Source organism: Flectobacillus sp. (assembly GCF_049240685.1).
Classification (GTDB): domain Bacteria; phylum Bacteroidota; class Bacteroidia; order Cytophagales; family Spirosomataceae; genus Flectobacillus.
This window is the reverse complement of the sequence record NZ_JBMLSD010000010.1, coordinates 1-26,008: the sequence shown is the minus strand read 5'-3', so window position 1 is coordinate 26,008 and position 26,008 is coordinate 1. Positions and strand designations below refer to the sequence as shown.

Here is a 26,008-nt window from a genome sequence, read left to right as displayed (position 1 = left end):
CTAAAGTAAAAAATATCCCATTCTCCACCAATCTCAAGAAGTTCTCGTTTAGGAAAACTTATTATTTGGGTTTATATAACTAAAACTATTCGCACAATCCGACCTGTTACTAGAATCAGCTATCTATTTTCTACCATTTTCGCTCCTTTTTTCCGATATTTGCGTTTATAGAGAACAGAAACTTATTTTAAATTGAATGATTTTGGTTTATTGATTTTGCTTTGTGAAAAGCATTTGAGCCTTCTGAAGAAGATGTTATTAGTATGAATTTTACTGCAATAGATTTTGAAACTGCCAATAATAGTAAAAGTAGTGCGTGTGCTTTGGGGGCAGTCAAAGTCGAAAATGGCGTGATTACGGAAAGAAAAGAATGGTTGATTCGACCTGAGCCTTTTGAGGTGGGTTATTATCAATTCCGTGTACATGGCTTGTCGGCTGAAATGTTGGAAGAACAACCAACATTTGACCTATTATGGCCAGAAATTAAGCCCTATCTCGAAAATACTACTTTAGTGGCACATAATGGCAAGTTTGATTTTGGGGTGCTGAGTACCGTTCTGGATTTATATGGCATTCCGCCAATTAGATATGCGTCGTTGTGCTCTTTGGAGTTGTCAAAAAAAATTTGGAAAGAGGAACCAGGTTATGGTCTAAATACGCTGGCCACCAACAAACTTAACCATCGTTTTAATCATCATAATGCCATGGAGGATGCGGAGGTGAGTGCGCTTTTATTATTAAGAATGGCTGAAGAAATAGGAACTAACGATGTGTATGAGATTATTGCTTCTTATGCACCTTCGCGTCCGAGATTTTATAAGAAAAGAAGATTTCCTAAAGACAGAGGTCAATAAAAATCTACTGAATATAAATGATAAAATGAGTAATTGAACAATTTTGAGAAAATTCGCCGATTGTTAGTATTATTCTAAGAATATTGATTATCTTTACAGACCACAAGTTTGGTTTCTTGTGGTTTTGTTTTGTTATAAGAAAAGGCTGCTCAACTCTGAACAGCCTTTTTTGTTTTAATGACTTTCGAATAATACTTCTGCTTCCTGTACTTCAACTAGCATTTTTTCATTAATGCTTACCAAGGCAACTTGCTTAGTTTCATTGATTAAGAGTGGGTCGTACTTGGCAGTCACTCTAACATAATTCTCTGTAAAGCCTTGCATTTGACCGTCCTCTACATCTTCTTCAAATAACACTTCAAAGCTTTTTCCTAATTGTTGCTCATAGAAATATCGACGTTTTTTGTCTGATAAAATATGAAGCATTTTAGAGCGTTCTGCGCGCTTACTTTGCGGAACTACAGGTTTTATGCTCAAAGCCGTTGTATTTTCACGTTCTGAATAAGTGAATACGTGCAAATAACTGATAGGAAGTTCATTTAGGAAATTGTAAGTCTCCAAAAACTCTTCTTCTGTTTCGCCAGGGTGCCCTACAATGACATCAACGCCAATACAGCAGTCAGGCATGAGTTCTTTGATTTTTTGAACTCTATCTACATACAATTCTCTTTTGTAACGACGACGCATCAAGCCCAAAACTTTGTTAGATCCCGATTGTAATGGGATATGAAAGTGCGGTACAAAGCGTTTTGACTGCGCTACGAATGCGATAATTTCATCTGTCAACAAGTTGGGTTCGATAGACGAGATTCTAAAGCGGTTGATTCCCTCTACTTCGTCAAGTGCTTTGACCAAATCGAAGAATGTTTCTTCTCTTGTGCCATTACGTAAACCAAAATCCCCAATATTCACACCTGTCAAGACGATTTCTTTTACGCCACTTGCTGCAATTTCTTGCGCTGCCTTTACCACATTTGCAATACTGTCGGAGCGACTAGCACCACGTGCCAAAGGAATCGTACAATAGGCACATGGGTAATCACAACCATCTTGTACTTTCAAGAAAGTACGTGTACGGTCATTCAAAGAATAAGAGGTATGATAATCAATGGCCTCTTCGATATTCTGGTTATAAACCTTGGCTTTTTGTCCGCTCGGTTCTTTTACAAAACCATCTAATAAATCAATCAGCTGAAATTTCTCTGCTGCACCCAAAACAGCATCTACACCCTCAATATCAGCAATTTCTTGAGGCTTTAGTTGGGCATAACAACCAATGATTGTCACGTAGCCATCGGGATTAATTTTGTTGGCTTCTTTGACAATTTTTTTACATTTCTTGTCGGCATTTTCGGTAACCGAACAAGTATTGATGATAAATATATCGGGTTTCTGATTGAACTCTACCTTTTCATACCCTTTCGATTCAAACATTCGGGAAATCGTTGATGTCTCCGAATAGTTCAATTTACAGCCCAAGGTATAAAAGGCGACTTTCTTTTTATCCGTGTGATTCTCAGTATTTTGCATAAATCTTTTTGAAATCTATTTGGCAAAGTTACAGCTATAAATTCAAAAATGCTTGAAATGATAACTGAAGATATGCTTTTCCTTGTTTTACAAGGTTTGAATCGACTTTTCCTGCGGTTTCGATAAGGTTTTTACCTTGGTTGTCAAAGGCAAAATTTCCTGTTGGAGCTACCCAACCAAAACCATCATTGAAAACATAATATGCCGATGGTTGATAATTTTGTTGAAATATATTTTTTGACCATTGATACGCTGGATTGCGCATACGAAGCTGTGCTAGGAGCGTAGCCACCAAATCATTTTGGGAACAAACCGAATCGACTACTTTTCCTTTAACCTTCAATGCACCACCAGTCCAAATCATTGGAATGTGAAAATTGTCGATTTTTTTATCGTCTTTGGGTAATGGATGGCCATGATCTGCGACAATGATGACGATAGTATTTTTCCACCAATCTTGTTTTTTCGCTTCAGCGATAAATTTACCTAGACTTCTATCCGTATAATGATGAGCATTGATAAACTTATCTTTCATATCATCCCCTTTAAAAACCGTTTCCATGGGTACTTCAAAGGGTTCATGACTACTCAGGGTAAAATAATTGACAAAGAAAGGCTCTTTTTGCTTATTCAAATCTTGTAATAGTCGATTGAAAACCACATGGTCGTGTGCTCCCCATTTGGAGTTCATATCCTTTGCGTCAAAATTTTCTTTGGTAATCAGTTGGTCGAATTCACCCGCTAGCATATAAGATTTAATATTGGCAAATTCGGGTTCTCCACCATAATACCAAGCGGTATAGTATCCCTGTTTTTTAAAATCTTGACTCAATATTGGCAAATGAGCCGTTTTCTTTGGCATAGTCATTACACTGGCCGTTGGTTGGGCCGGAAATCCACTCAAAATGGCAATCAATCCTTTATCTGAACGGTCGCCACTAGCAAAACAGTTCCTGAAGAGGATACCTTCATCAGCAATTTTACCTAATTCTGGCAAAACTCCTTTCAATCCGCCAGTTTTATCAAATACTTTTGCCGTTAGACTTTCCCAAGTTATGATTAACACATTGGGTTTTTTAATCGTTGTATCTATAACATATTCAGTCGATGCTGAGCTAGTTTGCAAAGTTTTTGCTACTTCTAATTCGGCTTCTTTGGTAGGCAAATATTGATAAGGATTTCCTTTATCCGCTGTTTTATTGAACCAAGAATCTGCAAAATTCCAAAGCGGGTTGATTGCCGCATGATTTGCAAATAGCTTATTTGAAAAATAAACCGCACTCTGATTGATTGGCGCTAGTTGTAAACCACCACGAATTGGGATGATAAGGGCGGCTGCCACAAACAGCACAATTGGGAAATTGAGCCAAGGAAGTTTTTCGTAATGTATTTTTTGAAAGAGAAAATGAAATGCCATGATGGCTATTGAGCTCATAACCAGCCAGATGAAAACTAATAGCCCAATGGGAGAAGCACCTGCTGAGGCCATCATTTCATTGGGATTACTCAAATACATTAATGGTGTGGCATCTATCCTGAATCCCCAAGCACGATAGAGTTCTAAATCAATAGTGACAATTAGCGTACAAATGACGATGCAGAGATAAGTAAAGTATTTTATAAAACTCAAAATTGGCCTTTGAGTTTTAGAATTTATTGCAAAAGCCAACAAAGTAAATGGCAAGATACTAAGATAAGCTGCAAAGGATGCATCTAAACGTAGACCTATACAAAAGATTTTAAATTGGGTCAAACTATCGAGTGCATGGAATTTATTGAAATGATAAAGCACAAAAACTTCTTTGCTGATGATAAAGTAGATAATCCAGTAGAGGTAATATCTCACTATAAAGTACAATCTTTCTAACACGGGCTATAAATTTTTCAGCAAAGGTACGTCCATTTTACAAATATTTTGGAAGTAAGCACAAATAAAAAAGCCCACCTTGAGGGTGGGCTTTTGGTATATCGTTTTGCTGATTAAACGTTAGCAGTTTTAACAGTTTTGATAATACGAGCTGCAACTTTATAAGGGTCAGCAGCAGAGTTTGGACGACGGTCTTCCAACCAGCCTTTCCATCCTTTTTCTACAGCAGCGATTGGGATACGGATAGAAGCACCACGGTCAGATACACCAAATGAGAATTGGTCGATAGACTGAGTTTCGTGCTTACCTGTCAAACGCAAGTGGTTGTCAGCACCATATACGGCGATATGTTCTGCAACATAAGGGCGGAATGATTCGCAAATAACTTCGTAAGTTTCTTTGCTTCCACATGTACGCAATACTGTGTTAGAGAAGTTAGCGTGCATACCCGAACCGTTCCAGTCAGTTGCGCCAAGAGGCTTGCAGTGCCAGTTGATAGCTACACCATATTTTTCGCCTAATCTTTCCAATAAATAACGAGCAACCCAAATTTGGTCACCAGCTTCTTTAGCACCTTTAGCGAAGATTTGGAATTCCCACTGACCAGCAGCAACCTCAGCGTTGATACCTTCTACGTTCAAACCAGCTTCCAAACAGATGTCCAAATGCTCTTCTACGATATCACGACCGTAAGCATTTTTTGCACCTACTGAACAGTAGTAAGGACCTTGTGGAGCAGGGTAACCTTTTGCAGGGAAACCAAGCGGTTTGTCAGTTTCAAGATTCCACAAGAAGTATTCTTGTTCAAATCCAAACCAGAAATCATTATCATCGTCTTCGATTGTTGCACGGCCGTTAGACTCATGTGGAGTTCCGTCAGCGTTCAATACCTCGCACATAACCAAGTAACCATTTTTACGAGCTGGGTCAGCACAAATAAAAACAGGTTTCAATAAACAGTCAGATGAACCACCAGGAGCTTGCTCTGTTGATGAACCATCGAATGACCACATGTCGCAGTCTTCTAATTTTCCGCTAAAATTGTTTTCAATCTTAGTTTTGCTACGTAGACTCTGAGTTGGTTTGTATCCATCTAACCAGATATACTCAAGTTTTGCTTTTGCCATGATAATTTAACTGATTTTTATTGATTGGTTAATTATTTCGTAATTCTTGGTACAAATATAAACTAGTTTATGAGAAAAATACAAAAAAAATTTCAAAAAAGATTTAAAATTTAACCTATTTGGTTGCATTCGTCAGTTTTAAGTAAAAATTACTACCTGCATAAATGCCTAAATATTCCTTCTTGCGAATTTTATTTTGTGATATTCAAAAGTACAAGATATTATTTTGTATTAAAAGAAATATGCAAAATATTTTCTACATTTATTGAAAAAGTACAATTTTTTCTTCAAAGATTTTATTTTATATCTTAATGATAGTTTGTACTTAAGCCTAAATGGTCAGATTTTCATGTTTTTTTTCTTATTACAGGTTATTTTCAAACATGGTTTAAAGTAATAATGCAATTATTTTAGATAAAGTATATAAAAATCAACGAGTATTTTGATAAATAACAAAATTTGAAATAGGTATTTATAGGGGTATTCAAAAAAATCATGATTGTTTTTCTGATTCTATTGTCTATTTTTGGAACGCAAACAATTTTGTCAACCAAAATTCACATTTTCAAATTATGGCAATAGCAAGATTTAAAGCTCTTGAATTAGCACAGTCACGCCAGCCTGTGCCTGTTAAAGTGCCGACTGAAAAGGTAACTGACTTTTATGGCAGTAATACTTTCAATGACGAAGTGATGCGTTCGCTCCTTAGTCCAGAAGCATATCTCAAAATTACCAATGCTATCCAAGATGGGAAGAAGATAGACCGTGAGGCGGCCGATGAGGTAGCAGCAGCGATGAAATCTTGGGCACTTTCTAAAGGTGCTACACACTATACTCACTGGTTTCAACCACTGACGGGTACAACCGCAGAGAAACATGATGCGTTTTTTGATGTAACCCATACAGGTAAGGCTATCGAGAAATTTAAAGGTAGTGCCTTGGTTCAACAAGAGCCAGATGCTTCTTCATTCCCGAATGGAGGTATCCGTTCTACTTTTGAAGCACGTGGTTATACCGCATGGGACCCTTCTTCGCCTGCTTTTATTATGGAAAACACGGCTGGTACGGCCACGCTTTGTATTCCTTCTGTATTTGTTTCTTATACTGGTGAAGCGCTAGATTACAAAACTCCTCTGTTGAAATCAATTGAGTTGATAGACAAGGCCGCCACCAAAGTAATGAATGAATACTTTAGTCGTGATGTATCTAAAGTAACGGTAACATTAGGGGCTGAACAAGAATATTTCTTGGTAGATGAAGCATTATATAATGCTCGTCCAGACTTGATGATGGCAGGTCGTACGGTATTCGGACACTCACCTGCAAAAGGTCAGCAATTAGAAGATCACTATTTTGGTTCGATTCCTTCAAGAATCAATGCCTTTATGGTTGATTTTGAATTGGAAGCCTTGAAATTGGGTATGCCAGTACGTACTCGTCACAATGAGGTTGCGCCAGCTCAATTTGAAGTAGCACCGACATTCGAAGAAGTTAACTTGGCTTGTGACCACAATGCTTTGTTGATGGACCTAATGAATAAGGTGGCCGCAAAACACAAATTACGAGTACTTTTCCATGAAAAACCTTTTGCGGGTATCAACGGTTCGGGTAAGCACAACAACTGGTCTTTGGGTACCGATACGGGTATTAACTTGTTGGGGCCTTCGACTAAACCAAAAGAAAACCTTCGATTCCTTACGTTCTTTGTAAATACCATCAAAGCAGTACACGATCATGCAGACCTGTTGAGAGCCTCTATTGCTACTTCTGGTAACGAACATCGTTTGGGTGCAAACGAAGCTCCTCCAGCAATTATCTCTATTTTCATTGGTACCGAAATGACACGAGTACTTAATGATTTGGAAAACCTTTCTGACCTAAATGATATCAAGTTGGAAAAAGGAGATAACGTGTATCTACGTTTGGGTATCAACAAAATTCCTGCATTATTGTTGGATAATACTGACCGTAACCGTACTTCTCCGTTTGCCTTTACTGGTAACAAATTTGAATTCCGTGCTGTGGGTTCTTCTGCAAACTCTGCTTCTCCAATGACGATTTTGAATACCATTATGGCAAATCAATTAATCAAATTTAGAGAAGAGGTTGATGTGATTCTCGAAAAAGGTATTAAGAAGGAATTGGCTATTGTAGAGGTCTTGAAAAAATATGTGAAGGAAACCAAACGTATTTTGTTTGAAGGAAACGGCTATTCTGACGAATGGGTAGAAGAAGCAGCCAGTCGTGGTTTGTCAAATTTGAAAACTACGCCAGAAGCCTTGGCCAAATATATTGAGCCTTCTGCTATCGAGTTATTTACTAAATATAGCATTTTCAGCGAAACCGAAATGCACGCACGTTTCGAAATCGAACTGGAAAACTATATGAAGAAAGTTCAAATCGAATCTCGAGTAATGGGCGATTTGGCTATTAATCACGTGGTATCTACTTCATTAAAATACCAAACCCAATTGGTAGACAATGTTCGTGGGCAGAAAGAAATTGGAATCGACCCACAGTACTATGCGCCTACGGTCGAGATGATTAAGAAGATTTCGCAGTACACCTCAAAAATCACTACATTAGTAGATGAAATGACCGAAGCTCGTAAAGAGGCAAATAACTTAGAGGATGCTTACGAACGTGCCAAAATGTACAGTGATAAAATCAAAAACTATTTTGAAGAAATCCGTTATTGCGTAGATAAGCTTGAATTGATTGTTGATGACGATGAGTGGCCTTTACCAAAATATCGTGAATTGTTGTTAATTCGATAAATTTTTGCCCTCTATTCTCAAATAGAGGGCATTTTTCTTATATTTGACAAAACATTAAGAAAATCTATTAAAGTTAAAATTATGGCACAACCAAAAAATTTAGGGTTTGACCCAGCAGAAATCGCTCAATTGAAGCAAGAATGCCAAGAAGCTGGTCAAAAATTTGTGTACTTCGAGGATGAGCTAAATGACGAACCAGACAATGTTGAGGAGTTTGTACATGTTCAATTTGTAGGTGAATATAAAGGACAAGAAGTGATTTATGATGCTGTACTTTATACCCTACGCCTCCATTACAGTAGTGTGGTGTTTGAAGCCGCAGAGAAAAAAGCGGTGAAATCATTTCCTAAATATGTGCCAATGGATCAACGCTCAGCTAAATACAAGCCAGATGAGGCATTAGACGAAGAGGTAGATTTGTTTATTGCTGAGGTTATTGACGAAATGGAAGAAAACGAAGAAATTAAGCTTTCTGAGCATATCGAAATTGATGAGGATTTTGAATATGGTATCGGAATAGATGTTTGTTTGAATGTTGACGAAATTACAGAAGAGGTAGTAATCAAATTTGTTGATGATTTCTTGACAGGTAGCGTACGACTAGATCCTACTCTTTATTCTTTCAAAACTTCGCATGACGAATAGTTGGAGAATGCATTGAAATAAAGGTCGCAAAGCTAATTACTTAGTTTTTGCGACCTTGTTTGTTTGGAATCAATGGCATCAAGTTAAATATTAATTTATCGTGCAAAATTTGATTCATCTTGGGTGTTTGAGGCTGTAAGCCCTAGGCAAAAGGGTTTCATTATTTTATAAAAAAACTTTTATTTTTATTTAGCTTAGGGCCTAAAGCCTATTGCCTGACGACTTAAATCTAATTTTGCACATTTACTTAAAGTTTAATGAATTTATTTTTTCAACCAGAAATACAAAGACTCCAACAATTGAGTGAAGATGAATCCAGACATGCTATAAAGGTTCTGAGGCTCAAAGAGCGTGATGAAATACACGTAATTGATGGCGTGGGTGGGCTTTATCGTTGTGAAATCTCAAAAGCAAATGATAAAAAATGTGAATTTAGCATTTTAGAATCCAAGCTAGACTTTGGTAAATTACCCTACCATTTTCATTTGGTGATTGCACCAACCAAGAATTTGGATAGAATAGAATGGATGGTTGAGAAGTGTGTAGAGATTGGTATCAGTGAAATATCTTTTATTTATACCCGTTATTCAGAAAGAAAGGAAATCAAAATCCCAAGAATTGAAAAAGTAGCTATCGGTGCGATGAAACAATCGCTCAAAGCTTATTTACCACAAATAAATGAAATACAATCTTGGAAAACATTTCTTGAGAACCTTCCTCAAGCAGATATTCATTTGATTGCACACTTGGAAGAAGGCGAAAGAACCTTACTGAAAAATATCCCGATGAAAAACCAACATGTGTGCTTGTTGATTGGACCTGAAGGAGATTTTTCCTCCGAAGAAATTACGCAGGCCCTATCCAAAGGTTTCAAGCCCGTAAGCTTGGGGGATAGTCGTTTGAGAACCGAAACTGCTGGTTTGGTAGCTTGTCATACAGCACATTTGCTTAACCAATAAGATAAAATTAATGAATTCGCTCTAATATGACACGATTAAAACATATTGCTTTTACTACCATCGTAATTGTACTTTTCCTAGGTCATGTTCCATCGTACTCTCAGGCTTCTTTCAAGATTGCCAAGTTGAAATATGGGGGAGGTGGCGACTGGTATTGTAATAAGACTTCTTTGGGCAACTTAATCAAATATTGTAATAGCAATCTTCGTATGAATATCTTCCCAGAGGAGGATATTGTTGAGCCTGGTAGCCCCGAATTATTCGCCTATCCTTTTGTGCACATGACTGGTCATGGCAATGTTGTATTTACAGATTCGGAGGTTAGAAATTTGCGGAAATATCTTCTCAGTGGAGGATTTCTACACATCGATGACAATTATGGACTGGATAAATTCGTTCGTAGAGAAATGAAAAAGGTTTTTCCTGAACTTAATTTTGTGGAATTACCCTTTAACCACCCTATATATTCCCAAAAATTTAAGTTTACTAATGGACTTCCCAAAGTTCATGAACACGATGGGAAAGCACCACAAGGTTTTGGTCTGATTTGGGAAGGTCGACTGATTTGTTTTTATAGCTACGAATGTGATTTGGGGAACGGATGGGAAGACCAATCCGTATATAATGACCCTGAGCCAATTCGTCAAAGAGCGCTTCAAATGGGAGCAAATTTGTTGTCTTTTGCGCTGACTTCTTTTTAGATTTTTGGCTCCAAAGTTAAACATAACATAAGTAGAAAATTTGTACTTTTCCTGAAAAGCATACGATTAATCCTGATAAAAGTAAATGTAAAAATGACATTTGTCAGAATAATTAATGATAAAAACAATTTAGGATAACAAAGAGTATATTTGCTGTAACATTTAAACAACTTTTACACATGCAATTGGTATTACCCGCATTTATTATTCACTGGTATTTGTCATTATTTAGCCAAACATTCTTTTTGCACCGTTACTCGGCGCACAAAATGTTTTTGATGAACAAATTCTGGGAACGTTTTTTCTATTTTTTGACTTACGTTTCTCAAGGTTCTTCTTATTTGAGCCCTCGTGCTTATGCGATCTTACACCGAATGCACCACGCATTCAGCGATACAGAGAAGGATCCTCACTCACCTCATTTTTCGAGTAACGTATTCACAATGATGTGGAAAACCAAAGACATCTACAATGCACTGTTGAATAGTAAGACAAAAATTGAAGAGCGTTTTGACCACAACTATCCTTATTCAAACTTTATTGAAAAATTAGGGGATAGCTGGATTTCACGCCTTGGTTGGGGAATTGCCTATTCGGTGTTTTATATCGTGGCTTATGTTTACTTCGATATGCACTGGGCATTCTTCTTTTTGTTGCCAATCCATTTCTTGATGGGTCCAATTCATGGTGCTATCGTTAACTGGTCTGGTCACAAGTATGGATACCAAAATTTTGACAATCAAGACAAATCAAGAAATTCATTGATTTTTGATTTCTTGATGATGGGTGAATTGTTCCAAAATAACCACCACAAGCTACCAAACAATATGAACTTTGGTGCTAAATGGTATGAAATAGACCCAACTTATCCTGTCATTAAAGTTTTGACTTGGTTAAGAATTATCCGTCCAAACGTAAAACCTGCAGACGCTAAGTTCTAGTCTAGTAAATATTATTCTTCTAAAAGGCAACTCATTCAAAATGAGTTGCCTTTTTTTGTAATTCTCATCAATCATTTTCGACTCATCTATAAAGTAAAGTTTGATAACCTAAAGTGTCTATGATTAAAAGAATTTTCTTACTAAGAACGTGGCAACTAAAAGCGATACTCCAAAAAGCAGGATTGATTTATTCTATTTTGGCGATTTTATTGATAATTGGGATTTTGATTCAGCAAATTGGTCTTTCAAAAATTTATCCTGCTTGGATACTTATCCTCCCTTTTGTTTGCCTGGGTTATCATCAACATAGAAAGGATAAAAGAATTCTTCAACAGATTTTTTTAGAAAAAGCTTGGAGAATCTATTACTTCGAATATACTTTTTTTATACTTCCTTTTGTTCTCTGGACTGTCTTGTGGAGTCATACAGTTTTAAGCGCTGTTATTGCTTTTATTCTATTGTTTTTGGTCACAAGATTTTCCTTAAAAATTCCAATCACAATTTTTAAGTTACGAATTAATCATTTTTGGATTCCGAAACATTTGTTTGAGTGGCGTAGTAATTTTAGGCAAAGAGGGTGGCTGACGTATTTGTTATACTTTTTAACCATAATAATCGGTTTTTGGCAATGGGCAGGATTTATTGGAATTGGGGTAATCATATTGAGTTTGGCAGGTTGCTATGATTACTGTGAAAATTTATTGATTCTGAAATACAGACATAATAGGGCAAAAAATTTTCTCTGGGATAAACTACTTTCTCATTCATTATTTTTAGGAAAGTTTTTGTCTCCGATACTTCTTTTCTATTTTTTGAAATATCCCGAAAATTGGCTAGCGTATTTTTTGCTATGCCTTATTTATTGGTTCAATTTTGTTGTATTTATTCTGATAAAATACAAATCATATATCCCCAATCATTCAATTTCTTCGGGTAAAGTGATTAGTGGACTTATTTTTTTAGGGATACTTTTACCCTACTTTTTCCCGATTTCCTTGGTATTATTTATTCTATTTTATCCAAAAGCTATCCAAAATCTAAAAACCTACTTTTATGCTTAACGTAAACCAGCTTAAATTTTTTTACGAGAAAAATAAGGTATTAAATGACTTGAGTTTTGACGTTAATCAAGGGGAGGTCTTCGGTATTTTAGGGTTAAATGGAGCAGGGAAATCGACCCTGATGAACCTACTTGCTGGCTTTCTGCCACTTCAATACGGAGAGGTGATGTATTTTGACAAGGCGATTACTGGGCAGGAGGTATCAATTTTAGAAACACAAAATTTCTTTTACGCACATCTTACCGCAGAGGAATACCTCAGTATTTTTCTCAATGAGAAGAACTCTTTTGACATTACTATGTGGGCAAATTTGCTGGAAATACCATTGGATACAGAAATTGATGAGTTTTCAACCGGTATGAAGAAAAAACTTGCCTTACTTTCAATTTTGCTTTTGGATAGGCCAATTGTACTTTTAGACGAACCATTTAATGGTTTAGACCTGGAGGCTAGTTTTATTTTGAAAGAAATTATCCTAAGATTGAAGTCAAAAGGAAAAACTATTTTACTTACCTCACATATTTTGGAAACTTTGACGGGAGTTTGTGATAGAATCCTTTGGCTGAAGAATGGGCGTGCTCAGCGAACTTTTGTTGTAGAAGAATTTGGTGAGGTAGAAAAAATCCTCAAAGAAGACTGGTCCAAACTAGAGGTTTTGAACCAACTTCTTTGAGGATATAGTCTAAGCACTGTGTTTAGATTAGATTTCTTTTTGCATCAAATCCTTCCAGGTAATCCGAAACTCTTTTCACGAACTGACCACCTAAAGAACCATCAACAACACGGTGGTCGTAAGAATGAGAGATAAACATTTTTTGACGAATCGCAATCATATCTCCTTGTGGCGTTTCTACGACGGCAGGTTTCTTTTGAATAGCGCCAAATGCGATAATGGCAACCTGTGGCTGCATAATAATTGGGGTACCCATGATATTGCCGAAAGTACCAATGTTAGAGATTGTATAAGTACCACCTTCAAGGTCTTCGGGTCTTAGCTTATTTTCTCGAGCTCTTTGCGTAATATCATTGACTTTTTTGGTCAGGCCAATTAGGTTATAAGAATCCGCATTGTGAATAACAGGTACAATCAGATTGCCATTAGGCAATGCCACGGCCATACCAATATTGATATTTTTGCGGTAAATGATTTTGTCACCATCAACAGAAGCATTGATTTTAGGAAAATCTTTAATGGCTTTTACTACAGCCTCTATGAGAAGTGGAGTATAGGTAATATTTTCTCCGTATTCTTTCTTAAAACTGTTTTTTATACCTTCTCTCCATAAAGATACCGTTGTCATATCTGTTTCAACAAAAGACGTTACATGCGGTGCTATGCGTTTTGAATCAACCATTCGGTCGGCAATCATTTTACGCATACGATCCATTTGTACGATTTCGTCCTGACCAGAAAATGCGATTGGAGCAGATTTAGGCGCTTCGACTACAGGTACAGAGGTAATTGGTTGGGCAATAACAGGATTTTTACGATTTTGTAAATAAGCCAACATATCGTGCTTAGTTACGCGACCTTCCGATCCTGTTCCTACAATCTGAGATAGCTCCTGTGATGAGATACCTTCCTCATTAGCAATACTCATTACCAATGGTGAGTAGAAACGATTACTTGTATCTACAGAAATATCCTCTGTGCTTGCTGGTTTGGTAGGGTCGAGATTAATACCTGTAAGCGCCTGAATCTCGTTGATTTCTTTTTCAATAGTTTCTTGGGCTGCTTCAGGGCTAACTTCACCCTCAGTCTCGATAATGCAAATGGGTTTGCCAATCACAGCCACTTCCCCTTCGTTGACCAAATACTGTTTAATAATCCCACTGTGCGAAGAAGGAACTTCTGTGTCAATCTTATCAGTCGCTACTTCAAGTAAGTATTCGTCGGCCTCAATGCGCTCGCCAATTTTTTTGAGCCATCTGAGCACTGTGGCCTCCATAATACTTTCGCCCATTTTGGGCATAATAATTTCAATTTGAGCCATAATTGTAAGTTTTTTGTTTTGTTTTTGGCTGTAAATTTTTTTCCTTTTGTCCAAGCTAAAGTGCTCAACTTCTCGATTGGCCGAAAATCCGAAACTGTACAGTTATTTCAAAACTTTTCTCAATAAATTAAGTATGTTGATAGAAGTTAAATGAATATTCTGCTCTCTGAAGCCTCCCAATTGAAGCTTTTGTGTAATAGTTTGTTCTTTTGTTGAAACGGCAATCCAAATCGTACCTACAGGTTTTTCAGGGGTTCCACCGTCTGGTCCAGCAATACCGCTTGTGGCAAGACCAATGTCTGTTCCTAGTTTTTTACGAACATTTTCAGCCATTTGGATGATAGTTTCCTCTGAAACAGCGCCAAATTGCGCTAAGGTTGCTGGGAGTACCTCTAGTTGATTTATTTTTACTGAGTTATCATAAGAAATAATGCTTCCCCAGAAATAACTTGATGAGCCTGCCACTTTTGTAAATTGATGCGCAAGATATCCGCCTGTACAGCTTTCGGCCGTTGATACTGTCAGTTTTTTATCTTTTAAAATTCTTCCTACGGCAACTTCGAGTTCGATATCTTCCAAAGCGTAAATATACTCTTCGGCGATGGGTAATAATTTGGCAACTTCACTAGCTATTTGAGCCTGAAGTACTTCCAGACTATCTCCAAAACCAGTCAATCGTAGTTTAACACTTCCCATCGAAGGTAAGTAGGCAAGCTTTATATTTTCTGGCAGGGCATCCTCCCAATCCGAAATTTTCTCTGCTAGTATCGATTCGCCAATTCCAACTGTTCTGATAATTTGATGAAGGATGGTAGGCGTTTTAAAGTGCTCTTTTAATTTAGGCAAAATAGCATCTGTCATTAGCCCTTTCATTTCGTATGGTACACCGGGCATAGATATGTAAATTACACCGTTTGCCTCAAACCACATGCCTGGCGCAGTTCCCAGTTTGTTGTGGATATAGGTTGCATTTAGGGGTAATTCGGCTTGACCTTTATTTAATCCTGTAACTTCACGACCACGTTTTAAGAAAAAAGCTTTTAAATCTGCCATAGCTTGTTCATGTATGGCCAGTTCAGTACCAAAAAATTTACAAAAAGTTTTCTTGGTAATGTCATCTTTGGTAGGACCCAAACCACCAGTAACAAGCACTACGTCGGCGCGGCTAGTGGCCTCGGTAAATATGCCTAGAATAGCCTCTTCGGTGTCACCTACAGATGACTTTCTAACTGTTTTGATGCCAATCTTATCTAATTCAGCACTAATCCATTGCGTATTGGTGTCGGTAATTTGACCGTAGAGGATTTCATCCCCGATTGTGATTATTTCTGCTTTGATCATTACTAAAAAGTTTCAAGTTGCTTTTGGACCTAAAAAAATCAGTTTTCGCTCAACTAAACGATGGTCGGAAGGGGACGCCCTGTAAAGAATTCATTATTTTTGCCCAAAATTACACATTTTCATCGCTTTTGACGTTTAAATCAAGGGCACAACCAAAAAGATTTTATTATTGTATACATTAAAATCCCTGATTTTGTTACTTAAATAGATACTTAAAGTCTGAAAATAAAAGTAATCGTGGGTTGTCATCCCAATTCATATTAACAACATCTTATTTATGAAAAGAATCCTTATCGCCATTAGCCTATTAGGCACTGTAACAAGCTGCCAATCTCAAAATCTTGGAAATATCTTAAAACAAGCCAATGATGTTATTTCAAATGCTAGTAAAGGTGGTTTGACCACCGAAGAAATTGGGAAAGGCTTAAAGGAGGCTCTTACAGTCGGTATCAAAAACTCCTCAGCACAGGCAAGTGCCTTGGACGGCTTTTTGGGAAATCAAACAATCAAATTATTGTTTCCACCAGAAGCACAAAAAGTAGAAGCAAAACTTCGTCAAATTGGTTTGGGAAGCGAGTGCGACAAGTTTATTACAACGCTCAATAGGGGCGCAGAAAAAGCTGCTGGCCAGGCAGTTCCTATTTTTGTGGATGCTATCAGTAAAATGACTATTCAGGATGCCATGGGTATTTTGAAGGGGGAAAAGGACGCCGCTACGCTGTACTTAAAGCGAACCTCTTCGGAAGCGCTTACAAAAGCATTTGCTCCCATCATGGAGGAGGCAATTAACTCTACAGGTGCAACCAAATTATACGGCGATATTGCGACTACCTACAATAAAATCCCATTTACTGCTCAAAAATTGAATCCAGACCTTAAAGGTTACGCCACTCAAAAAGCCATTGACGGTTTGTTTGTTTTAGTGGCACAAGAAGAACAAAAGATTCGTGAGAACCCTGCGGCTCGCGTGACAGACCTTTTGAAAAAAGTATTTGGTTCTAACTAGGTTTTTTTGCTAAATTCGTCGCTAGCTTTTGTTTGTGTGAAACAAACTTTTTGTTTGAAATTGCTGTTTCAACTGAAAGCTTTAATTTTCCAATATACATACTTGCCAAATTTGTAGGCAGGTGAAGAATTTATCATGAAAAAATCAGAAATCAATTTTCAAGTAAGCTTAGACGACCAAAGTATTCCAGAACAAATCCAGTGGACGGCCACCGAAAATCCTAACGAAGGTATTGAGGAAACAAAATCTATCTTTATTGGGGTTTGGGATCATTACCACAAAGGAACGCTTGCTTTGCCTTTATGGACCAAAGATATGGATGTACTTGAAATGAAACGTTTCTATATCGAGATGATGGGAAGCATCGCAGAAGCTACGATTCGTGCCACTGGCGATGAAGCGATGGCCAGTAAAATTGATGTTTTATGCAGAGATTTGAGCCAAACACTAAAAGAAGAAATGAAGGCAGCTCAACAACAGCAAGCTTAATTTTCTGAGTTCTAGAAGCTGATTATGCTGGGATATCCTAACATAATCAGCTTTTTTATTGATTAAAAATGACTTTTCCCCAACCTTTTATCCTGTATCTTTTATGAAAAGAATATTACTAAGTTTGGTTCTTTTGATGTTTCTCGGTGTTTCTGGTTTTGCGCAACGTGGCGTAAACTTTATTTCAGGTGGAAATTTAAGAACAGTTTTCGATATAGCAAAAGTCCAAAATAAAGCTGTTTTTTTGGAAGCATATGCGCCAACCTGCCATGTTTGTATGGCATTTAAACCAACTTTCGAGAATCAACAAGTGGGCGATATTTATAACAAAAATTATATTTCGTATAAGCTCGACATGACTTCGCCTGAGGCTGCTGGATTTTTACAAAAACAAAACATTTGGATTCCTTCAACGCCTACCTTGTTGTTTTTTGATAAAGATGTAAAATTGATGCATTTGGCCATTATGGGCGAAAATACCAATTCGCCAGAGGCATTGATTTCTGCTGCGATGACGGCACTTAATCCTCAGAAAAGAGCCACGGCCTATAAGGCTATTTTCCAGAGCGGTAATAGAACTGCCAATTTTTTAATTGATTATGGCTATATGGCGCGTATTTTGAAAGATACCACGATGAATATTACCGTTCTGAGAACCTATGCCAAATCGATTCCAAGTTCGCAGTATACCAGCAATGTGAATTTTGCTGTTTTGCAAAAGGCTATTATGGATGATGAGAATCCTTTATTTGTCTACATGATTAATCACTTGGGAGAGTTTAATGCAAAATTTGATAAAAATCTTGTTAAGCAAACAGCCGAAAATATCATTATGTACTCGCTGTATTCTAGCAGAGGCAATAAGTATTCTTCAGCCAAGATTGCTCAGGTAAAGGCTAATCTCGCAAAATTAGGTGTTAGTGCCAAGGCCATTGGCGTTCGGGTTTTTCGCGAAGAGGCTACTGCATTATTTAGAGAAGGTAAGGCAATGGAGGCCATCAAAATTTTAGAGTCAATCGTTGATAGTAAAACAGACAAGGCTAGTTATACCTTTCTTGCCAATTTCGTTAAATCAAGAACTTCCGATAAAGCTGCTTTAGCCAAAGCGGCAGTTTGGGCTTCGAAGGGGAAATAAAACCAATGAGACGCAATAATTGGGATTCTTCTTGTGCAATCAAAATGCTAACCAAATCACTCATGCACAAAAATGGGGAGGCAATCCTGAAATGATAAAAAAAGAGTTCAAGGCTTGGTCTTGAACTCTTTTTTTATCATTTCAATAAATACGATTTATTATAAAAAACCTAGTATGATACACCACGAATCCTTAAATCTTATCAATGTATTCGAAGCTTGTCCGCAGAATATAGGCAGCGTCTTCATCACCTAACAAAACTGCTCTTTCAAAGTCTAAAATTGCATTGTTTTTTTGACCAAGTTGGTATCTAGCAATTCCTCTCCACTTGAGTGCTGTAGGGTTTTCGCTCCTAAAATGCCAATCGGCTTTATCAAACTCCAAGAAAGCATGATCGTACTCTTCTAATTTGTATAGTATTTTTCCTTTGATAATGTAGGCATCGCCAACAGTATTGTCAAAACTAATCGATTGTTCAATATCATACAAAGCCGAATAAAAATTACCTAATTGAAAATTACAAAAAGCTCGATAATAATGCACCTTGGCCGACTTAGGAAATTTTTTGACCTTTTCTGTAAAGAAAGTCAAGGCTTCGTCATACTTTCTGTGAAGCATAAGGTGTTCTCCGTCTTCAAGTTTTTCCTTGTTTTTTATGGTAATAAATTTTTCTTCTAACCAGTTAAAAAACATTAAGGTTAGAACAAAAGGCATAAAGAAAAAGAGGACTAGCCATTCCATAACGATAAATTAAAAATTAGTCATTGGATAAATTTGCCAACTCCACCTGCATCTTTTTAGTTAATCCAGCTACCACAATTTCGTAAGAGTGGTCAATCAACTCCGAGGCAAGTTTTGTAGGGGTTCTTTCAAAATTAACGGTGTTCCAATGTTTTTTGTTCATGTGATAACCTGGAATAATAAAAGAATATTCTTCGCGTAATGCAATAGCCTTTTCTGGCTCGCATTTGAGATTTACGCTAAAAACTTCGTTATCAAGTCCAGTAAGCGCAAATACCTTGCCCATTACTTTATATACTAACGTATCTGGGCCAAAGGGTAGCTCTTCGGTAACACCTTTTTTGGCGAGACAGTACTCTCTAAAATATTCTATATCCATCGAGTCGGTTAACGGATAAATGCACGATAAAGCATCACGATTAAACAAACTAAAAACATCAAAATTGAAATTTTGTTGATAGTATGCATCGTTTTAAGATTGAAGTTCGAGGGTTTGGAAGGATCAGGTTTTGAGAAAACTCTGAGAAAATAACCAAAAGCTTCACCCAAATTGAATTGGTTTTTAAGACGTGACATGACTTTAAAATTTATCGTTAAACATTAATTAATGAGATGTATGATGAATAACCGTCCTGATTATTTTACATCAAAAGCTTGCTAATTCTTCGTTTTGAATAGGCTCAAACCAAACCCCATCTTCTTTGATTAATTCTATCAACTCATCTACAGCATGGTCGGCATGGACTGATTTTTTGACAACTTGTTGGCCACGATATAGCGCAATTTTATCTTTTCCGATTCCGACATAACCATAATCCGCATCCGCCATTTCGCCCGGGCCATTTACAATACAACCCATAATTCCGATTTTGACACCTTTTAAATGGTCTGTTCTTTTTCGAATCATGGCAGTTGTTTCCTGCAAATCAAATAAGGTTCGACCGCAGGATGGACAACTTATATATTCGGTTTTACTCATGCGGGTTCTGGCAGCTTGCAAAATACCAAATGCTGTTGAATTGTAGGTCTTGGCTAATGATTGGAAGTCTGAATTATCAATATTGTCAGGGATCGAAAGAATGACTCCGTCACCGAAACCATCTATTAATAATCCTCCTAGGTCAGTAGCTGAAAATAATTGAAAATCACTACTCGACATTCTCTCATATTGTCGCCAAACGACCACAGGAAGGTTGATATTCTCTGAGTTTAGTTCAAAAAAGAAACGTCTGAGCGCTGGCATTCCATGCTCATTTTTTGTAGATATTACTAAAACGCACTGCTGTAAAGACTTGAGGGTTTTAATGAATTCAGACTTTAGATTATCAATGCTAACTGCTATGAAATTCAATGAATTATGGAGCTTTGTTTCTAAAGAAATAGCCTCTATGTTGAGCAATGGGAATAAATTTTCTGGGCAATTTTTCTCTGACCAAATATTGTAGTCAACAATCTCTTTTAGTCCCATTGGTAGCATGAATGTAGCAGGTTTTTGTCCTGAGTAAACAAAATCCGCACCCAAATCATTCATTGCCCATTTGTCAGTTGCTGGTAAGTAAAAATGACCAATTGCTTTCAAATCTTCGTGCTGATTGATGCCAACCTGTGAGTAATCGGCAATAACACGAGGGACATTATGACCACCAAATACATCTACCTCACTTGTGATTCTACGAGCATATTGAAATGGATTTATTGGTGAATCGAATTCAGCTGGGAGTGTTGAGTCTGAGGGTTTCCATGTAGAAATAGCAATGGCTTTTTCTGCTCTTTGGGTATATCTATCAATTAAGCTTTTAGCCACTGGTGCTTCAAATTCGGGGTCCTCAGTCAATGACACTCTGACGGTATCACCAAGCCCATCTTCAAGTAAAGTTCCGATTCCTACAGCAGATTTTATTCGGCCATCCTCACCTTCGCCAGCTTCTGTTACGCCAAGATGCAAAGGATAGGGTTTTAATCCTTCTTCACCTAGTTTTTTACAAAGTAAACGATAAGCCTCTACCATGACTTGTGTATTCGAAGCTTTCATCGAAAGCACTATATTGAAGTAATTTTCATCTTCGCATATCCTCAAAAATTCTAAGGCAGACTCAACCATTCCAAGTGGAGTATCACCGTATCTGCTTAAAATTCTATCACTCAAAGAACCATGATTAGTGCCAATACGCATGGCTGTACCGTATTCTTTACAGATTTTGATGAGTGGGACAAACTTATCTCTGATTCTTTCTAATTCTGCTTGGTAGGATGCTTCAGTATAATCTATGGTTTCGAAGCGTTTTTTGTCGGCGTAATTCCCTGGGTTTATACGAACTTTTTCTACTAATCTTGCTGCAAGTTCGGCTGCATTAGGTGTAAAGTGAATATCAGCGACTAAAGGAACTTGGCAACCTCTTTTACGAAGTTCTTTGCGGATGTTCTCAAGATTTTGAGCTTCTTTTACAGAGGGAGCGGTAATTCTTACGAGTTCACAACCTGACTCGACCATTCGTAGAGTTTGCTCTACCGACCCAATGGTATCCATTGTATCGACGGTAGTCATCGATTGCACTCGGATTGGGTATTGAGAGCCCATCCACAAATCTCCAATATTTACAGAGATGGTCTCACGACGTTTATATTCGGTAAGAGAGGTACAATACTTCGTCCCTTTTTCAATTAAGTTCACTATTTGAGAGTTATTCGACATAACGAGAATAAATGTAAGATTGAATTTGTGTCAAATCTATTGATGGCACAAATTTAGGGCTTATTGGTAGATTGACAATAAAATACCCCGACTGTTTCTATAACAACAGTCGGGGTAGTAAGGTTATAAATATGCTGGATTATTTTAGAAATCACCAAACTCATCCACCAAATATTTCTGAACCAAGGAAATATCGCCTTTAGAAGTAAGGTCAGGTACATTTTCTGCAACAGGCACAGTGGTTACCAAACCTGGGTTTTCTTTTGCCATACGGGTAACAGCACTAGGCAATTCTCTTTCGTTACGAATCGGATTAAATGGCTCAGACTGTACATATTTCAAAATATCATCATATTTGAAATGGAACACATTCATGTTTACTCCAATCTGACCTGATACACGTTTGGCCTCTGCAATTTGTTCGTCGTTGGGTTTTTCTAAAATCTCCACCAAATTACCATTGTCATCTGTTTTGATAATGGCAAACGCTTTTACACGCTCTGGCTCAACTCCCAAGGCATCCGCGTTGTAAGAAACTACAGCATTTGGAATTTCCGCATTTTTCAAAAGAGTCAACACAGATACCGAGTATAAATTGTCTGAATTACAAACGGTAAAGCGCTCGCCTTTCCATTCGGGTGTTTGTTCCAAAGCTTGTTGTATGGCGTCAGCAGTTCCTGCGGGTTTTTCACGATCAGGCGCTATATGCTGAGTCGCAAACTTGAAAGTAAAACCCCAAGCTTTACCTTCTTGAGCCAGTTTGTCATAATATGGCTGAGTAACAGTATCTTTTGGGTTTTTCAGAATCAAAACTTCATTGTACCCTGCACGGTGTGCATTATATAAAAGATAATCCATAAACGGACGACCATCTTTACCCACTCCAATCATACCTTTAGGAAGCGTGTTTGCTTGCTCGATTAGTTTTTCATCCAAATTTGATGCGCCGTCTGTTTTTTTCATGCGAGAAGACATCCCGCCTGCCATGATTAATAATTTAGCCATATAAGAAATGCTCAATGAAAGTAGTCAATATATTGATTGATAATAGTGCTTCAATAGCCTCCTAATCGAGGTAATATATTACCGCAAATTTAGGAATAGTTTTTATTTTTTACCTAAACTAATTAAAAAACTCTAATATCCCCAAATTTCGTTTTCTGTGTAAATTGGTCGATTATTTCAAATTGCTTCATATACAGTAGATTGCATACAAAACAAAGCGCTAACTTCTCAATCCTGTTTTCGAATGAAGGTAATTTTCATCACTATGCAAAAAATATGCTACTTTTCATCGGTAGAACATCTATTTTAGGAGAGCTACAAGTTTTAGGAATAGAAAAAAGGCGAAAGGGTATTCTATTTTTACAAGAGATATCTAGCAAATTTGAGAATATGTTTGGGCTTTCAGCTTTTGATTACAGGACAAAATGAGAAAATGTAATATGGTTTCCCAAAAGCTTAGGAAGACTACAGTTAGATTTAGATGATTCTATCCAAAATTCTAATGATTGATTTGTATCTTTGAGTTTAGAAAATGCATTTTGATAATTAATATTTGCATTGAACAATCTTGAAAGATTATGTGTTTAAATAATTGTAGGTCAGCTAGTATCAATTAAGTGCTAAAATTGGTATTTATTTTGTTTAACATTTTAAATTATTTTTTAAACAAAACGAAACCTTTTTATTCAACTTAAAGTTTGACCTTATGAAAGAACTACTCGCCGATTTAGTTTAAGAGTGTTGCTGACAACCTTTCAGACGACTTTTAAACTTGATGACTAAATCCCCGATAAAATATAGTTTGTTTCAATCGGAGCAAAAGCTCGGGATGTATCCTGCCCGATATGTCCGAATTCTCTAAATTCACTTTTAAATTAGCAAAATTACCATGAGTGCAAAGCGAGTGGCGGTGTTCCGCAAAGAACACTTCAATGCCGCACATCGTCTACATAATCCGAATTGGTCGGACGAAAAAAACGAGCGAGTATACGGTAAATGTAATAACCCTACCTTTCACGGTCATAATTATGAACTGATCGTACAAGTGATAGGTGAATTAGATGCAGAAACTGGCTACGTGATAGACATGAAGGTACTGAGTGATATCATCAAAAACGAAATCTTGGACAGGTTTGACCATCGAAATCTCAACCTCGATACCGAGGAATTTAAGGATTTGAATCCCTCTGCCGAGAATATTGCTATTGTTATTTACGACATTCTAAGAAACAAACTAAGCCCAAACTTGGATATTAAAATCAGATTATATGAAACAGAACGAAACTTTGTTGAATACCCTGTTGGATAATAATGGTAGATTATTACTGACCGATGAAGAAATTGGCGATGACCACATTGCGACTTCTGTAGATACACCTATGCGTGCGGATGCGTTTGAGATGAGCGATGAAGAGAAAATTGCGCAGATTGAATATCATTTTAAACAAATCATGGAAACCTTAGGATTGGATTTGACAGATGATTCTTTGAAAGGTACGCCAAAACGTGTGGCTAAAATGTATGTGAAAGAAATATTTAGTGGTTTGGACCCAAAAAATAAGCCTTCGGTTGCATTGTTTGACAATAAATATCAATACAATGAAATGTTGGTAGAAAAAAATATCTCTTTCTACTCAAATTGTGAGCACCATTTTGTGCCAATTTTTGGAAAAGCACACGTTGCTTATATTGCTGAAGGAAAGGTGATTGGTCTATCCAAATTGAATAGAATCGTTCAACACTATGCCAAACGACCACAAGTACAGGAACGTTTAACCGTTCAGATTGCCAAAGATTTGCAAGAAATCCTTGGTACTGAAAATGTGGCTGTGATGATTGATGCCAAACATTTGTGCGTAGCATCACGTGGTGTAAAAGACGATACTTCTTCTACTGTGACTAGTTACTATGGTGGCAAATTTCAGGAAGAAAGTGTTCGTCAGGAGTTTTTAAAATATGTAGGAAACTAAGATTTTGTTTGTCAAATTTTAGTAAGTAGTAGGAGAGATTAAATTAATAGTATGGTAGGGGCAATATTTGAATAAGTAATAGAAAGATTAAACTAATAATATAGCTGAGGCAAAATTTGCCTATAATTTTTTGATTATGAATATCTTTAATTAACCGATATACTATTAACGAATAACGTTTTTTTACTTCATACTCACTTTTCGGGTTACTTTCTACAAACAAAAAAAGGCATTTGAGGTTATATACTTCAAATGCCTTTTTTGTTTAAGGTTTAATATTAAAATGTTCAACAAGATATGTCAAAGAATTATTTAGTAGTAGGGGCAAGTTCAGGAATTGGGGAAGCTGTAGCCAAACAGTTGTTGGTAGAAGGTCATGTGGTTTTTTCAGCCTCAAGAAATCAACCTTCTTTAGAGGGAGTATCTCATGTGCATTGGGATGCCTCTCAACCAGATGCTAGTGCTTTTGTGGGATTGCCTGATGTATTGCATGGGCTTGTGTATTGTCCTGGTACAATCAATCTCAAACCAATTAATCGTTTGAGTTTGGATGATTTCAAGAATGATTTTCAGATAAATGTGGTAGGTGCTGTAGCTGTTGTACAGGCAGTTTTACCCAAACTTAAAAAGGCTGAAGGTGCATCTATTGTATTTTTTAGTACAGTAGCTTCCAAAATTGGGATGGGTTTTCATGCCTCTGTTGCTGCCTCCAAAGGTGCTGTAGAGGGTTTGACAAAATCCTTGGCAGCAGAACTTGCTTCGAATCAGGTTCGGGTAAATTGCGTGGCACCTTCCTTAACGGATACTCCGCTGGCAAAAAATTTACTGTCAACTGACGAAAAAAGGGATGCTTCGAATAAACGACATCCTCTGGGAAGAGTTGGGAACGCTGGGGATATTGCTTCAATTGCTTCGTTTTTACTTGGTGAGGCATCCTCTTGGACAACAGGTCAAATCATCGGAGTAGACGGTGGAATGGGAAGTATCAAATAAATAAGTTAGTCTAGTTTTTAGGCAATAGGCAAACAGTCAACAGGCAAGGAGGCATTAGGCACAGGGCAAAGAGTATTTTGATTTTTTTAAAACCACTCTGAAATCCAATACTTTTAAGTTAGTATGCAAAATAAAGTTTAAGATTGTGCTTTAAGCTTTCAGGTATCGGCTTTCGGCGGT

Annotated in this window: 24 protein-coding genes; 14 read left to right on the top strand and 10 right to left on the bottom strand. The window is 37.1% G+C overall.

Annotation, left to right across the window (positions count from 1 at the left end):
- The first annotated feature begins 263 nt into the window (after positions 1-263).
- Positions 264-854: a 3'-5' exonuclease gene (locus ACOVQ4_RS00580; RefSeq protein ID WP_421818734.1), complete on the top strand. Its 591-nt coding sequence runs from the start codon at positions 264-266 to the stop codon at positions 852-854.
- A 174-nt stretch (positions 855-1,028) separates the two neighbouring features.
- On the opposite strand, the gene mtaB is transcribed toward ACOVQ4_RS00580, so the two are convergent.
- From mtaB to ACOVQ4_RS00565, 3 genes are all read right to left on the bottom strand, one after another.
- Complete coding sequence (mtaB, locus tag ACOVQ4_RS00575; RefSeq protein ID WP_421818733.1) at positions 1,029-2,384, bottom strand: tRNA (N(6)-L-threonylcarbamoyladenosine(37)-C(2))-methylthiotransferase MtaB; 1,356 nt, start codon at positions 2,382-2,384, stop codon at positions 1,029-1,031.
- 34 nt (positions 2,385-2,418) lie between these two features.
- Positions 2,419-4,014: an LTA synthase family protein gene (locus ACOVQ4_RS00570; protein WP_421818732.1), complete on the bottom strand. Its 1,596-nt coding sequence runs from the start codon at positions 4,012-4,014 to the stop codon at positions 2,419-2,421.
- Positions 4,015-4,364: 350 nt separating this feature from the next.
- Complete coding sequence (locus tag ACOVQ4_RS00565; RefSeq protein WP_421818731.1) at positions 4,365-5,378, bottom strand: glutamine synthetase beta-grasp domain-containing protein; 1,014 nt, start codon at positions 5,376-5,378, stop codon at positions 4,365-4,367.
- A 572-nt stretch (positions 5,379-5,950) separates the two neighbouring features.
- Between ACOVQ4_RS00565 and ACOVQ4_RS00560 the strand changes: the two genes are divergently transcribed.
- From ACOVQ4_RS00560 to ACOVQ4_RS00530, 7 genes are all read left to right on the top strand, one after another.
- Complete coding sequence (locus tag ACOVQ4_RS00560) at positions 5,951-8,155, top strand: glutamine synthetase III (protein ID WP_421818730.1); 2,205 nt, start codon at positions 5,951-5,953, stop codon at positions 8,153-8,155.
- Positions 8,156-8,236: 81 nt separating this feature from the next.
- Positions 8,237-8,800: a hypothetical protein gene (locus ACOVQ4_RS00555; RefSeq protein ID WP_421818729.1), complete on the top strand. Its 564-nt coding sequence runs from the start codon at positions 8,237-8,239 to the stop codon at positions 8,798-8,800.
- 257 nt (positions 8,801-9,057) lie between these two features.
- Entirely contained in the window at positions 9,058-9,759 is a 702-nt protein-coding gene (locus tag ACOVQ4_RS00550) for a 16S rRNA (uracil(1498)-N(3))-methyltransferase (RefSeq protein WP_421818728.1), read from the top strand.
- Between the two features lie 26 nt (positions 9,760-9,785).
- On the top strand, positions 9,786-10,460 hold the full coding sequence (locus ACOVQ4_RS00545; protein ID WP_421818727.1) for a DUF4159 domain-containing protein: 675 nt from the start codon (positions 9,786-9,788) through the stop codon (positions 10,458-10,460).
- Positions 10,461-10,639: 179 nt separating this feature from the next.
- Complete coding sequence (locus tag ACOVQ4_RS00540; protein ID WP_421818726.1) at positions 10,640-11,401, top strand: acyl-CoA desaturase; 762 nt, start codon at positions 10,640-10,642, stop codon at positions 11,399-11,401.
- 119 nt (positions 11,402-11,520) lie between these two features.
- On the top strand, positions 11,521-12,462 hold the full coding sequence (locus tag ACOVQ4_RS00535; RefSeq protein WP_421818725.1) for a hypothetical protein: 942 nt from the start codon (positions 11,521-11,523) through the stop codon (positions 12,460-12,462).
- On the top strand, positions 12,455-13,135 hold the full coding sequence (locus ACOVQ4_RS00530; protein ID WP_421818724.1) for an ATP-binding cassette domain-containing protein: 681 nt from the start codon (positions 12,455-12,457) through the stop codon (positions 13,133-13,135). Before ACOVQ4_RS00535 ends, ACOVQ4_RS00530 begins: the two co-directional genes overlap by 8 nt.
- A gap of 22 nt (positions 13,136-13,157) precedes the next feature.
- On the opposite strand, the gene ACOVQ4_RS00525 is transcribed toward ACOVQ4_RS00530, so the two are convergent.
- Together ACOVQ4_RS00525 and ACOVQ4_RS00520 are read right to left on the bottom strand one after the other, a co-directional pair.
- Positions 13,158-14,456, bottom strand: coding sequence for a dihydrolipoamide acetyltransferase family protein (locus tag ACOVQ4_RS00525; protein WP_421818723.1), 1,299 nt, complete (start codon positions 14,454-14,456; stop codon positions 13,158-13,160).
- Between the two features lie 102 nt (positions 14,457-14,558).
- The gene (locus ACOVQ4_RS00520; protein WP_421818722.1) at positions 14,559-15,797 is read right to left on the bottom strand and encodes a competence/damage-inducible protein A; all 1,239 of its coding nucleotides are present in this window, start codon (positions 15,795-15,797) and stop codon (positions 14,559-14,561) included.
- Positions 15,798-16,074: 277 nt separating this feature from the next.
- Here ACOVQ4_RS00520 and ACOVQ4_RS00515 point away from each other — a divergent pair, with 277 nt between their 5' ends.
- The 3 genes from ACOVQ4_RS00515 to ACOVQ4_RS00505 all read left to right on the top strand — a co-directional run bounded on the left by ACOVQ4_RS00515 (position 16,075) and on the right by ACOVQ4_RS00505 (position 18,427).
- Positions 16,075-16,803: a DUF4197 domain-containing protein gene (locus ACOVQ4_RS00515; protein WP_421818721.1), complete on the top strand. Its 729-nt coding sequence runs from the start codon at positions 16,075-16,077 to the stop codon at positions 16,801-16,803.
- Between the two features lie 135 nt (positions 16,804-16,938).
- Positions 16,939-17,292: a gliding motility protein GldC gene (gene gldC, locus ACOVQ4_RS00510; RefSeq protein WP_421818720.1), complete on the top strand. Its 354-nt coding sequence runs from the start codon at positions 16,939-16,941 to the stop codon at positions 17,290-17,292.
- A 103-nt stretch (positions 17,293-17,395) separates the two neighbouring features.
- Positions 17,396-18,427, top strand: a complete 1,032-nt coding sequence (locus tag ACOVQ4_RS00505) for a hypothetical protein (protein WP_421818719.1) — start codon at positions 17,396-17,398, stop codon at positions 18,425-18,427.
- Between the two features lie 192 nt (positions 18,428-18,619).
- On the opposite strand, the gene ACOVQ4_RS00500 is transcribed toward ACOVQ4_RS00505, so the two are convergent.
- From ACOVQ4_RS00500 to ACOVQ4_RS00480, 5 genes are all read right to left on the bottom strand, one after another.
- Positions 18,620-19,141 (bottom strand): tetratricopeptide repeat protein, encoded by a 522-nt coding sequence (locus ACOVQ4_RS00500; protein WP_421818718.1) that lies wholly within the window; start codon positions 19,139-19,141, stop codon positions 18,620-18,622.
- 43 nt (positions 19,142-19,184) lie between these two features.
- Positions 19,185-19,547, bottom strand: coding sequence for an MmcQ/YjbR family DNA-binding protein (locus ACOVQ4_RS00495; RefSeq protein ID WP_421818717.1), 363 nt, complete (start codon positions 19,545-19,547; stop codon positions 19,185-19,187).
- Positions 19,548-19,555: 8 nt separating this feature from the next.
- Complete coding sequence (locus ACOVQ4_RS00490; RefSeq protein WP_421818716.1) at positions 19,556-19,744, bottom strand: DUF6728 family protein; 189 nt, start codon at positions 19,742-19,744, stop codon at positions 19,556-19,558.
- A gap of 70 nt (positions 19,745-19,814) precedes the next feature.
- A complete protein-coding gene (gene ispG / locus ACOVQ4_RS00485; RefSeq protein WP_421818715.1) occupies positions 19,815-21,860 on the bottom strand; it encodes a (E)-4-hydroxy-3-methylbut-2-enyl-diphosphate synthase in 2,046 nt (681 codons plus the stop codon).
- A gap of 144 nt (positions 21,861-22,004) precedes the next feature.
- Positions 22,005-22,865, bottom strand: a complete 861-nt coding sequence (locus ACOVQ4_RS00480) for a sugar phosphate nucleotidyltransferase (RefSeq protein WP_421818714.1) — start codon at positions 22,863-22,865, stop codon at positions 22,005-22,007.
- An 889-nt stretch (positions 22,866-23,754) separates the two neighbouring features.
- Here ACOVQ4_RS00480 and ACOVQ4_RS00475 point away from each other — a divergent pair.
- The 3 genes from ACOVQ4_RS00475 to ACOVQ4_RS00465 all read left to right on the top strand — a co-directional run bounded on the left by ACOVQ4_RS00475 (position 23,755) and on the right by ACOVQ4_RS00465 (position 25,828).
- A complete protein-coding gene (locus ACOVQ4_RS00475; protein WP_421818713.1) occupies positions 23,755-24,174 on the top strand; it encodes a 6-pyruvoyl trahydropterin synthase family protein in 420 nt (139 codons plus the stop codon).
- Complete coding sequence (gene folE, locus ACOVQ4_RS00470) at positions 24,134-24,835, top strand: GTP cyclohydrolase I FolE (protein WP_421818712.1); 702 nt, start codon at positions 24,134-24,136, stop codon at positions 24,833-24,835. The genes ACOVQ4_RS00475 and folE overlap by 41 nt, the downstream gene beginning before the upstream one ends.
- Positions 24,836-25,132: 297 nt before the next feature.
- Positions 25,133-25,828, top strand: a complete 696-nt coding sequence (locus tag ACOVQ4_RS00465; protein WP_421818711.1) for an SDR family NAD(P)-dependent oxidoreductase — start codon at positions 25,133-25,135, stop codon at positions 25,826-25,828.
- Positions 25,829-26,008 lie beyond the last annotated feature (180 nt).